The organism is Streptomyces sp. NPDC059256, assembly GCF_042753785.1.
Lineage (GTDB): Bacteria > Actinomycetota > Actinomycetes > Streptomycetales > Streptomycetaceae > Streptomyces.
This window is the reverse complement of sequence record NZ_JBHYZO010000001.1, coordinates 5363-17248: the sequence shown is the minus strand read 5'-3', so window position 1 is coordinate 17248 and position 11886 is coordinate 5363. Positions and strand designations below refer to the sequence as shown.

The window sequence follows — 11886 nt, the reverse complement described above, 5'->3', positions numbered from 1 at the left end:
ACATTCCAACCCTCCCCCGGCTCCTCAATCTGCTTGCCGCCCCCGGCGCCCCAGGCGCGGGGTGGTGCCCCGCCCCGCGGCGCGCCACCCCCCCTCGTTCGGGTCGGCCCGTTCCCGCCCGACCCGAACGCAAGCACTCAGGTGAGGTCGAACTCCCCGTCACGCGCCCCGAGGACGAAGGCCCGCCACTCGGCCTCGGTGTAGCGCAGCACGGTGTCCGGGTCCAGCGACGAGCGCATCGCGACCGCGCCACCGGGCAGATGGGCGATCTCCACCCGCTCCTCGTCCTCGCTGGTGCCGGGGGCGCTGAGCCACTCCACACCGGAGATGTCGAGGGCGTACAACTCGTCCTTCTGGCGTTCCTTGTCGGCTGAGTCAGCCATCGCGCCGTCCCTCCCACGGTTCGGTCGAACCAGCGGGCCCTCCCGGAGGGGAGCCAGCTGTCGGGCCGCCCCTTCGGACGGCCCTGGACACCCTATGGTCGTCAGCGATCCGGCAGCCAGCCCACCTGGATCAGCGGCGCGCCGCGCTTGCGCGAAACGAACGTGCCGCGTCCCGGAGGCATCGGCCGCGCCCGGACGTTGCCCAGGATGTCGCCCTCACCCGGATCCCCGGAGAGGATGACGCCCTGCGCCCCCAACTCCTTGATCCGCTGCATGAACGACTCGTACATCGCCCGGGACGCCCCCGCGGAGCTGCGGGCCACGATGAAGCGGATGCCGACGTCACGGGCGAACGGCAGATGTTCCACCAGCACCGACAGCGGATTGCCCGAACCGGTGGCCACCAACTCGTAGTCGTCGATGATCACGAACAGCTGTGGGCCGGTCCACCAGCTGCGGTCGCGCAACTGCTGAGGGGTGATGTCCGGCTTGGGCGCCCGCTTGCCCATGACGGTTCCGATGGCGTCCATGTGCATCTCCATGGCCGACGTCATCGGGGCGTACTCCAACAGGTGCGAGGGGGCCACCGCCTCCAGCATGGTGCGCCGGTAGTCGCCCACCACGATCCGCGCCTGTTCGGGCGTGTACCGCTCGGTGATCTGCTTGGCGATCAGCCGCAGCAGTGCGGTCTTGCCGGACTCGCTCTCGCCGAAGACCAGGAAGAAGGGGTCGGTTTCGAAGTCGACGAACACCGGTTCGAGGCTGGTCTCGTCGATGCCGATGGCGATGCCGTGCTGCGGCTGCTCGAAGCCCTTCGGCAACTGCTCCGCGGGCAGCCGGCGCGGCAACAGCCGGATGACGGGCGCCGGCGGTCCGTTCCACTGGCTCTTGGACGCCTGCACCAGGGCCGCGCACCCCTCCGCCAGATCACCCGCCGAGCTGATCGAGTCGATCCTCGGCAGGGCGGTCATGAAGTGCAGCTTCTCCGGCACCTGACCACGGCCCGGCACCCCGGTCGGCACGTTGGCCGCGACCTTCCGGTCGAACTCGGAGTCCATGACGTCACCGAGCCGCAACTCCAGCCGGCCCAGCATCTGGTCCTTGAGGGCCGCCCGCACCTCCATGTACCGGGCTGCGGTGATCACCACATGGATGCCGTAGCCCAGCCCCCGTGCGGTCAGATCCGCGACCAGCGGCTCCAACATCTCGTAGTCGTTCTTGAAGCCGCCCCAGCCGTCGATGACCAGGAACACATCGCCCCAGGCTTCACCCGGGAGTTCGCCCGCCGCGCGCCGACGACGGTACGTGGCGATGGAGTCGATCCCGTTGGAGCGGAAGAACTCCTCCCGACGGTTCAGCACCCCGAGCACCTCGGCTACCGCACGGCGCACCCGCTCCGGGTCCAGCCGGGACGCCACTCCACCGACGTGTGGCAGGTCGGACAGTGAGGAGAGCCCGCCACCGCCGAAGTCCAGACAGTAGAACTGGACCTCGTGCGGGGTGTGAGTGAGGGCGAAGGACGAGATCAGCGTCCGCATCAGCGTCGACTTGCCCGACTGTGGACCGCCCACGATCATCATGTGTCCCGCGGCACCGGAGAAGTCCCGGTACAGCACCTCGCGCCGCTGCTCGAAGGGCTTGTCGATGAGCCCCAGCGGAACCGTGAGGCCCCCGGGACGGGTGTACTCCGTCGCGGTCAGCCCGCGGTCCGCCGTCGGCGCCAGCCCCGGCAGCAACTGGTCCAGGGTCGGTGCCTGGTCCAGCGGCGGCAACCACACCTGGTGCGCGGGCACGCCCTGCCCCTCCAACCGGCGCACGATCACGTCGAGCACCGTGTCCGCCAGCGCCTCGTCCTCGTGCGTACGGGCGGACCCACTGGTGATCGGCGTGGGAGCCGCGTACACCACCGGCACCGGGGCGGCCGTGAAGACCGCGGGCCGTCGCTCGATGGGCAACTGGCCGGCCGACAGGTCCGGCCCGCCAGTGCGATAGGTCCCCGAGACGTACGCCGCCTTGAACCGGGTCATCTCCTCCGTACCGAACTTCAGATAGCCCGAGCCCGGCACCGACGGCAGGTGGTACGCGTCCGGCACCCCGATCGCGGCCCTCGACTCGGCGGCCGAGAACGTCCGCAGACCGATCCGGTACGAGAGATAGGTGTCGAGGCCCCGTAGTTTGCCCTCCTCCAGCCGCTGGGACGCCAACAGCAGATGCACGCCCAGCGAACGACCGATCCGACCGATCTGGATGAACATGTCGATGAAGTCGGGCTTGGCGGTCAGCAGTTCGGAGAACTCGTCCAGCACCAGCACCAGCGAGGCCAGCGGCTCCAGCGGGGCACCCGCGGCACGGGCCTTCTCATAGTCGTGGATGTTGGCGTAGTTGCCCGACTTGTGCAGCAACTCCTGCCGCCGCTGCAACTCGCCGCGGATCGCGTCACCCATGCGGTCCACCAGCGTCAGGTCGTCCGACAAGTTGGTGATCACAGCCGCGACGTGCGGCATCTGCGACATCCCCGCGAAGGTCGCCCCACCCTTGAAGTCGGCGAGCACGAAGTTCAACGTCTCCGACGAGTGGGTGACCGCGAGACCGAGCACCAGGGTCCGCAGCAACTCCGACTTTCCGGAGCCGGTGGCGCCGACACAGAGCCCGTGCGGACCCATGCCCTCCTGCGCCGCCTCCTTGAGGTCCAGCATCACCGGCTGGCCGTCCTCGCCGACGCCGATGGGCACCCGCAACCGCTCCGCCATGGACCGGGGCCGCCAGGTCCGCGCCACATCGACGCTGGCCGCGTCCCCCAGGTTCAACAGGTCCGTGAAGTCCAGATTCGCCAACAGCGGCTCGTCGTCGTCGCCCCCGCCCGTCCGCAGCGGCGCCAGCTGGCGCGCCAACGCCTCCGCGGCGGGCAGCGAGATCCCGTCCGGAACCCCCTCGTACGCCACCCGGTGCCCCGAAGCAAGCCGCAGCCTCCCCGGGCGCACCACGATCGACAGTCCACCGCGCGGCTCGTCGAGGTCGCCGGAGACCACCTCGACGATGGTCACGCCCTGCAACCCCTCGGCCGCCGCGAACAGGGAGTCGGGCGGCACCATCCCGCCGTCGAGCACCAGGACGATGTGCGGCTGGTCGAGCACCGGTTGGTTGTCCCGACTGAACCGCGGCCTGCCCTCCAACCTGCTGTGCAGCAACTGCTCCAGCTCGCTGAGGTCATCGCCGAACAGCCGCTTGCTGCCGGCCCCGTCGATCTGGCCGGGCACCTGGGTGTGCGGCAGCCACTTCGTCCAGTCCCACCGCTCCACGGACCCCGGAGCTGCGACCACCGCGACCATCAGGTCGTCGGGGGAGTGCAGGGTCACCAACTGGGTCACCAGAGCACGCGCGGCGGAGTGCGCCGACTGCGGCTCCCCGGAAACCGTCAAGTGGTAGAAGGCGCGCAGGGAGATCGCCATCGGCAGGCCGTCCAGCGAACCGTGGACCGCCAGGAACTGCTGCATCGCCCCCGCGGCCAACGGCTCCAACTCGTCCACCGGCGCGGTGTCCGGCGCGATCAGCGGTGTCGCCAACTGCTGCGCACCGAGCCCGATCCGGATCTGACCGAAGTCATGGTCGCCCACCCGGCGTTCCCACACCCGAGAGCCCTCGGCCACCAGTGACCACAACTGTTCGGGATCGGGATTCAGATAGAGCTGGGCGTCCCGCTGACTGCGCGCCGTCTTGCGGATGGTCCGCCGTGTCTGGGCGAGGTATTTGAGGTAGTCCCGCCGGACATCCGCCATTTGCCCCTGCGTACCCCGACGGAATCTCACCACCTGGGCGATCACCATCGCCAGGGTGGACACCAGCATCAGCACACCCATGATGCGCATGAACGGAGGTGCCTGCGGCGAGAAGAAGAAGACCACCGATGACCCCATGCCGAGCACCGGCAGGATCTGCATCAGCATGCCCTCCTGCTGCCCCCGCGGGAGCTCGGGAGGTGGCTCAAGAGCCAGTGCATCAGTGGGCACTTCAGGCGGCAGGGACCTCGGCGGGCGTTTCACGACGATCTGGCTCACCGGAGCATCAATCCCTCGATACGGACGAAAAGCATGTGCAGTTGGATGCTGGTGGGCAGCTTTCGTACCGACGCCCCCGTGAGCGGCGGGCCCCCTCCGCGCGACGGCGATCCTACTTGCAGACCAGCCCAAGATGTCCCGGTAGGGTGGCGCGCGCAGTGTGCGCAACCGCGAATCAGGGGGACCAGACAGTGAGTACGACCGCAGCGACCGGCTTCTGCCGCGTCACCGTCGTCGCGCCGGACAGCCGGATCGATGTCGCCCTTCCCGAAGACATCGCCGTTGCCGACGTCTACCCGGAGATCCTGCGGCTCACCGGCCAGACCCAGACCCCCGGCACGCCCAGCGGCTACCACCTGGTCCGCCGGGACGGCACGGTCCTCGACGGCGCCCGCACGCTCTCGGCCCAACAGATCCTCGACGGCGAGGTCCTCAGCCTCCGCCCGTTCGCCGAGTCCCTCCCCCCGGCCGTCTATGACGATGTGTCGGACGCCGTGGCGTCCGCCGTGCGCCGCGACCGGCATCTGTGGAGCGACGAACTCCTGCGCGCAGCAGGACAGCTGGGCGGCGTGGTGCTGCTGGTGCTGATGGGCTTCATCCTCTGGTTCGCCGACCCCGTCCACCACGACATGCACAGCCTGCCCGGCATCATCGCCGGCGCCGCTGGACTCCTCCTCACCGCCTTCGCCGGGGTGCGCGCCCGCGTCTACGCCGACCGCGCCACCGCCGTCGCCCTCGGCCTCGGCGCACTGCCCCTGCTCCTGATCGCGGGTTCCGGCATCATCGCCCCCGACAGCGGCGACGGCCCCGGCCGGCTCCAGTTCCTCCTCGGCTGCGTCACCGTGCTGGTCGCATCGGTCGCCCTCGTCGCCCTCACCCCCAGCGGTGACGCACCCTTCGTGGCCGCCACCTTCCTCAGCGCCACCGGCACCCTCGCCACCTTCATCGGCATCCTCACCGAGGCCACCGCCACCGAGACCGCCGCCGTCGTCGTGCCCGTCGCCATAGGGCTCGTCGCCTTCCTGCCCGGACTCTCGGCCCGCTTCGCCCGGCTCCCCATCGGCTACGCATCCCCCCGCAGCGCCGCCGAGGACGACTTCAACGCCGACCCCGCGGACCCACACGCCCTGCCCGAACCCGAGCCCGTCGACGGCGAGCGCATCGCCCTCCAGGCCCGCCGCGGCCATGAAATGCTCCTGGGCCTGGTCGGCGGCTGCGCCGCGGTCGTCGTCGGCAGCGCCGCGGTCCTCGGCTTCTCCAGCAGCTTCTGGGGGCAGCTCCTCGCCCTCGCGGCCGGCCTCGCGATGCTCCTGCGCGCCCGCCTCTTCCGCTACACCTCGCAGGTCGCCTGCGCCCTCGTCGCCGGAATCGCCGCCATCGCGCTCCTGGTCCTCGGCCTCTCCCTCAACCCGCCCGTCGACCTCGTCAAGGAGCTGGTGATGTACGGGGACCGTAGCGGCCTCGACATCCGCACCGTCTGGCTCGCCGCCGCCGTCGCCGCGGGTGCCGCACTGATCACCGCCATCGGCCTCGTCATCCCCAAGAAGGGCCTGTCACCCTTCTGGGGCCGACTCCTCGACCTCACCGAGGGCCTCGTCCTGCTCTCCCTCGTCCCGCTCTCCCTCGCCGTCCTCGACGTCTACTCGGCGGCACGGTCCCTGACCAGCTGACATCACCACCGACGGCTCCGGCGGTCCCCGTCCGGGCCGCTGGTGCACGACTGGTACTGTGGGTGACGGCCGTTTGTGTACGCGCCCCCGGTTCTTCTGGGAGCTGCGCCCATCGCGCCTTCGCCTCCGAGTCACGGAAGCTCCCCTGAGTACAAGACCAGGGGCACTCGTGGGCGCAAGAACACCACGAAGGAGTACCGAGTGTCTCTCGACGCCGCTACGAAGAAGCAGATCATGACCGAGTTCGGCACCAAGGAGGGCGACACCGGCTCCCCCGAGGTCCAGGTCGCCATGCTCTCGCGCCGGATCTCGGACCTGACCGAGCACCTCAAGACCCACAAGCACGACCACCACTCCCGCCGCGGTCTGCTCATCCTGGTCGGCCAGCGCCGCCGTCTGCTGCAGTACCTGGCCAAGAAGGACATCCAGCGCTTCCGTACGCTGGTCGACCGCCTCGGCATCCGCCGTGGTGCGGCCGGCGGCGCCAAGTAAGACGCCGTGGAGGGAGCGGTTCCCCCGTGACGAGGGAACCGCTCCCTTTTGCTGTACGTGCGTGACCTGCCACCCGGCACTTATTCTGGGTGTGGTTACACAAAGCAATAAAGACGCATCACCCGTACCACCCCTGTGGGAGAAGCTGGCTCGCCGCCGCCGGTCCTCGGTAGTGGCTCCCGGAAACCGGTCCGCCGGTGCTCCCGGGTGCTTCGATCGAAGACCGGCCCCAGGAACGAGAGCTTCTCCGCCCAGTCCCCCCGCCACACGGGCGAAGGGACACAAGACGCAAAGTAACGGAGAAATCACTAGTGGAGAACGAGACCCACTACGCCGAGGCCGTCATTGACAACGGTTCCTTCGGCACCCGCACCATCCGCTTCGAGACGGGCCGCCTCGCCCGGCAGGCCGCCGGCTCCGCCGTGGCGTACCTGGACGACGACACCATGGTGCTGTCGGCCACCACCGCCTCCAAGAAGCCCAAGGACCAGCTCGACTTCTTCCCCCTGACGGTCGACGTCGAGGAGCGGATGTACGCGGCCGGAAAGATCCCCGGCTCCTTCTTCCGCCGGGAGGGCCGCCCCTCCGAGGACGCGATCCTCACCTGCCGCCTGATCGACCGCCCGCTGCGCCCCTCCTTCAAGAAGGGCCTGCGCAACGAGATCCAGGTCGTCGCGACGATCATGGCGCTCAACCCCGACCACCTGTACGACGTCGTGGCCATCAACGCCGCCTCGGCCTCCACCCAGCTGGCCGGACTGCCCTTCTCGGGTCCGATCGGCGGCGTCCGCGTCGCGCTGATCAAGGGCCAGTGGGTCGCCTTCCCGACGCACACCGAGCTGGAGGACGCCGTCTTCGACATGGTCGTCGCCGGCCGTGCGCTCGAAGACGGTGACGTCGCGATCATGATGGTCGAGGCCGAGGCCACCGAGAAGACCATCCAGCTGGTCAAGGGCGGCGCCGAGGCGCCCACCGAGGAGATCGTGGCCGCCGGCCTCGATGCCGCGAAGCCCTTCATCAAGGTCCTCTGCAAGGCCCAGGCCGACCTGGCCGCCAAGGCCGCGAAGCCCGTCGGCGAGTTCCCCGTCTTCCTGGACTACCAGGACGACGTGTACGAGGCCCTGTCCTCCGCCGTCAAGGGCGAGCTGTCCCAGGCGCTCACCATCGCCGGCAAGCAGGACCGCGAGAGCGAGCTGGACCGCGTCAAGGAGCTGGCAGCCGAGAAGCTCCTCCCGGCCTTCGAAGGCCGCGAGAAGGAGATCTCCGCCGCCTACCGCAGCCTGACCAAGGCCCTGGTGCGCGAGCGCGTCATCAAGGACAAGGTTCGCATCGACGGCCGCGGCATCACGGACATCCGCACGCTGGCCGCCGAGGTCGAGGCGATCCCGCGCGTCCACGGCTCCGCCCTGTTCGAGCGTGGCGAGACCCAGATCCTGGGCGTCACCACCCTGAACATGCTCCGCATGGAGCAGCAGCTGGACACCCTCTCCCCGGTGACCCGCAAGCGCTACATGCACAACTACAACTTCCCGCCGTACTCCGTCGGTGAGACCGGCCGCGTGGGCTCGCCCAAGCGCCGCGAGATCGGCCATGGCGCGCTCGCCGAGCGCGCGATCGTGCCGGTGCTGCCGACGCGCGAGGAGTTCCCCTACGCGATCCGTCAGGTCTCCGAGGCCCTCGGCTCCAACGGTTCCACCTCCATGGGCTCGGTCTGCGCCTCCACCATGTCGCTGCTGAACGCCGGTGTGCCGCTGAAGGCCCCCGTCGCCGGCATCGCCATGGGTCTGATCTCCCAGGAGATCGACGGCCAGACGCACTACGTCGCCCTCACCGACATCCTCGGTGCGGAGGACGCCTTCGGCGACATGGACTTCAAGGTCGCCGGTACCAAGGAGTTCGTCACCGCCCTCCAGCTCGACACCAAGCTGGACGGCATCCCCGCCTCCGTCCTGGCCGCGGCCCTCAAGCAGGCCCGCGACGCTCGCCTCCACATCCTCGACGTGATGATGGAAGCGATCGACACCCCGGACGAGATGTCCCCCAACGCCCCGCGGATCATCACCGTCAAGATCCCCGTGGACAAGATCGGTGAGGTCATCGGCCCCAAGGGCAAGATGATCAACCAGATCCAGGAGGACACCGGCGCCGAGATCACGATCGAGGACGACGGCACCATCTACATCGGTGCCGCCGACGGCCCGGCCGCCGAGGCCGCCCGCGCCACGATCAACGGCATCGCCAACCCGACCATGCCGGAGGTCGGCGAGCGCTACCTGGGCACGGTCGTCAAGACGACCACGTTCGGCGCGTTCGTGTCGCTGCTGCCCGGCAAGGACGGACTGCTGCACATCTCGCAGATCCGCAAGCTCGCCGGTGGCAAGCGCGTGGAGAACGTCGAGGACGTGCTCGCCGTCGGCTCCAAGGTCCAGGTCGAGATCGCCGAGATCGACTCCCGCGGCAAGCTCTCCCTGATCCCCGTGATCGAGGGCGAGTCCGACAACGCCGGCTCCGAGGACAAGGACGACGCTGCCAAGTGACGTCGCGCAGCTCACGAGCGACGGCCCGCCCCTCTTCGAAGGAGCGGGCCGTCGCCCGTACCCAAACGCTTCTCCAGGGTGAGAACGGCATCGGCACCGTCCGCCGCACCACCCTCCCCGGTGGTCTGCGGATCGTCACCGAGACCCTGCCCTCCGTGCGCTCGGCCACCTTCGGCATCTGGGCGCACGTCGGCTCCCGCGATGAAACGCCGTCCCTGAACGGCGCCACGCACTATCTGGAGCACCTCCTCTTCAAGGGCACAGAGCGTCGCTCCGCCCTCGACATCTCCTCGGCGATCGATGCGGTCGGCGGAGAGATGAACGCCTTCACGGCGAAGGAGTACACCTGCTACTACGCGCGGGTCCTCGACACCGATCTTCCGCTCGCCATCGACGTGGTCTGCGACATGCTCACCGGCTCCCTGATCCTCCAGGAGGACGTGGACGCCGAGCGAGGGGTGATCCTCGAAGAGATCGCCATGACCGAGGACGATCCGGGCGACTGCGTCCACGACCTCTTCGCGCACACCATGCTCGGTGACACCCCCCTGGGCCGCCCCGTCCTCGGCACCGTCGACACCGTCAACGCACTCACAGCCGAGCGGGTCCGACGCTTCTACCAGAAGCACTACGACCCGACCCACCTGGTCGTGGCCGCGGCGGGCAACGTCGACCACGCCACCGTCGTCCGCCAGGTCCGCCGCGCCTTCGAGAAGGCCGGCGCCCTCACCCGTACCGATGCCGTGCCGCTCGCCCCGCGCGACGGCCGCCGCTCCCTGCGCACCGCGGGCAAGGTCGAACTCCTGGGCCGCAAGACCGAGCAGGCGCACGTGGTCCTCGGTATGCCGGGACTCGCCCGTACCGACGAGCGCCGCTGGGCCCTGGGCGTACTGAACACCGCACTCGGCGGCGGGATGTCCTCCCGTCTCTTCCAGGAGGTACGGGAGAAGCGGGGCCTCGCCTACAGCGTCTACTCGTACACCTCGGGCTTCGCCGACTGCGGCCTCTTCGGGGTCTACGCGGGCTGCCGACCCAATCAGGTCCACGACGTCCTCAAGATCTGCCGGGACGAACTGGACCGGGTCGCGTCCGACGGCCTCACGGACGACGAGATCGGCCGGGCGATCGGCCAGCTCTCCGGCTCCACCGTGCTCGGCCTCGAAGACACCGGCGCGCTGATGAACCGTATCGGCAAGAGCGAACTGTGCTGGGGAACGCAGATGTCCGTCGACGAGATGCTCGCGCGGATAGCTGCCGTCACCCCGGACGAGGTACGCACGGTCGCAGCGGAGGTGCTGGGCCACCGTCCGTCACTCGCGGTGATCGGCCCGCTGAAGGACCGCCAGGCGGACCGACTCCAAGAAGCGGTCTCCTAACCACACGAGGAAAAGAAACCAATGAGCAAGCTGCGCGTGGCCGTCCTCGGCGCCCGAGGTCGCATCGGGTCGGAAGCGGTACGGGCCGTCGAGGCCGCCGACGACCTGGAACTCGTCGCCGCCCTCGGCCGGGGCGACCGACTGGAGACCCTGGCCGAGGTCGGAGCCGAGGCCGTGGTCGAGCTGACCACACCGGACTCGGTGATGGACAACCTCGACTACTGCCTGCGGCACGGCATGCACGCCGTCGTCGGCACCACCGGTTGGAACGACGACCGACTCGCGCAGCTGGGCGGCTGGCTCGACGCCTCACCGAAGACCGGAGTGCTGATCGCACCGAACTTCTCCATCGGTGCGGTCCTCACCATGAAGTTCGCCCAGCAGGCGGCCCGCTACTTCGAATCGGTCGAAGTCGTCGAACTCCACCACCCGAACAAGGCCGACGCCCCCAGCGGCACCGCCACCCGCACCGCGCAGTTGATCGCGGCAGCCCGCGCGGAAGCAGGCTGCCCCGCCCAGCCGGACGCCACGGCCACGGCCCTGGACGGCGCCCGCGGCGCCGATGTCGACGGCGTCCCGGTGCACGCGATCCGGCTGCGCGGCCTCCTCGCCCACCAGGAGGTCCTGCTCGGCGGGGAGGGTGAGACCCTCACCATCCGGCACGACTCACTGCACCACAGCAGCTTTATGCCCGGCATCCTGCTGGGCGTTCGCCGTGTGGTCACCACTCCGGGCCTGACCTTCGGGCTGGAACACTTCCTCGATCTGGCCTGAGGGCCCGGACCATCATGCGCGCGAAGATCACCTACCTCGTCCTGGCCACCGCCCTGGTCGTCTACTTCGTCCTGGTCGGCAGCCGGGGCATCATGCTCATCCAGCAGGGCACGCTGATCACCGTCACCTTCGGCGTGGCAGTGCTGATCCTGCCGGTCATCGGCATCTGGTTCCTCTGGAAGAACACCCAGTTCGTCACCCGTGCCCATCGGCTGGCCGCGGAACTGGAAGCCGAGGGCGGCCTGCCCGTGGACGACCTCGTACGACTGCCCAGCGGAAGGATCGACCGCGACTCCGCCGACCGGGTCTTCACCCAGCGCCAGGCCGAGACGGAGGCGGCTCCGAACGACTGGCGCACCTGGTTCCGGCTGGCCATCGCCTACCACGACGCCCGTGACACCCCCCGGGCCCGTAAGGCCATGCAACGCGCCATCGCACTCCACGCGGCACCCCCGAAGTAGCCGGGGCGTCTTTCCGCACCCAGCCGAGGACACGGACCAAGACAGACGGAAGAGGCCGGTCACCCCAGGGGGGTCCCGCCTAGTTCGTGGGGATGGGGAATTTCGTCCCCTCTCCGTCCGGTTAAGCGAAACCCAACA

Annotated in this window: 8 protein-coding genes; 6 read left to right on the top strand and 2 right to left on the bottom strand. The window is 69.3% G+C overall.

Annotated features, from left to right (window positions below):
• Positions 1 to 137 precede the first annotated feature (137 nt).
• Positions 138 to 383, bottom strand: a complete 246-nt coding sequence (locus ACFXJL_RS00065; RefSeq protein ID WP_329023872.1) for a DUF397 domain-containing protein — start codon at positions 381 to 383, stop codon at positions 138 to 140.
• Between the two features lie 101 nt (positions 384 to 484).
• A complete protein-coding gene (gene eccCa / locus ACFXJL_RS00060) occupies positions 485 to 4438 on the bottom strand; it encodes a type VII secretion protein EccCa (protein WP_384687988.1) in 3954 nt (1317 codons plus the stop codon).
• 191 nt (positions 4439 to 4629) lie between these two features.
• Here eccCa and eccD point away from each other — a divergent pair, with 191 nt between their 5' ends.
• The 6 genes from eccD (at position 4630) to ACFXJL_RS00030 (ending at position 11748) form a co-directional block, all read left to right on the top strand.
• Positions 4630 to 6108 carry a type VII secretion integral membrane protein EccD gene (gene eccD / locus ACFXJL_RS00055; RefSeq protein ID WP_358878635.1) on the top strand — a complete coding sequence of 493 codons (1479 nt, stop codon included), beginning with the start codon at positions 4630 to 4632 and terminating at the stop codon, positions 6106 to 6108.
• 201 nt (positions 6109 to 6309) lie between these two features.
• The gene (gene rpsO, locus ACFXJL_RS00050) at positions 6310 to 6600 is read left to right on the top strand and encodes a 30S ribosomal protein S15 (RefSeq protein WP_030351649.1); all 291 of its coding nucleotides are present in this window, start codon (positions 6310 to 6312) and stop codon (positions 6598 to 6600) included.
• Positions 6601 to 6911: 311 nt separating this feature from the next.
• The gene (locus ACFXJL_RS00045; RefSeq protein WP_358878634.1) at positions 6912 to 9137 is read left to right on the top strand and encodes a polyribonucleotide nucleotidyltransferase; all 2226 of its coding nucleotides are present in this window, start codon (positions 6912 to 6914) and stop codon (positions 9135 to 9137) included.
• Positions 9134 to 10513, top strand: a complete 1380-nt coding sequence (locus tag ACFXJL_RS00040) for a pitrilysin family protein (protein ID WP_358878633.1) — start codon at positions 9134 to 9136, stop codon at positions 10511 to 10513. The genes ACFXJL_RS00045 and ACFXJL_RS00040 overlap by 4 nt, the downstream gene beginning before the upstream one ends.
• Before the next feature lie 21 nt (positions 10514 to 10534).
• Entirely contained in the window at positions 10535 to 11287 is a 753-nt protein-coding gene (gene dapB / locus ACFXJL_RS00035) for a 4-hydroxy-tetrahydrodipicolinate reductase (RefSeq protein WP_358878632.1), read from the top strand.
• Between the two features lie 14 nt (positions 11288 to 11301).
• Positions 11302 to 11748, top strand: coding sequence for a hypothetical protein (locus ACFXJL_RS00030; RefSeq protein WP_358878631.1), 447 nt, complete (start codon positions 11302 to 11304; stop codon positions 11746 to 11748).
• Positions 11749 to 11886: the final 138 nt, after the last annotated feature.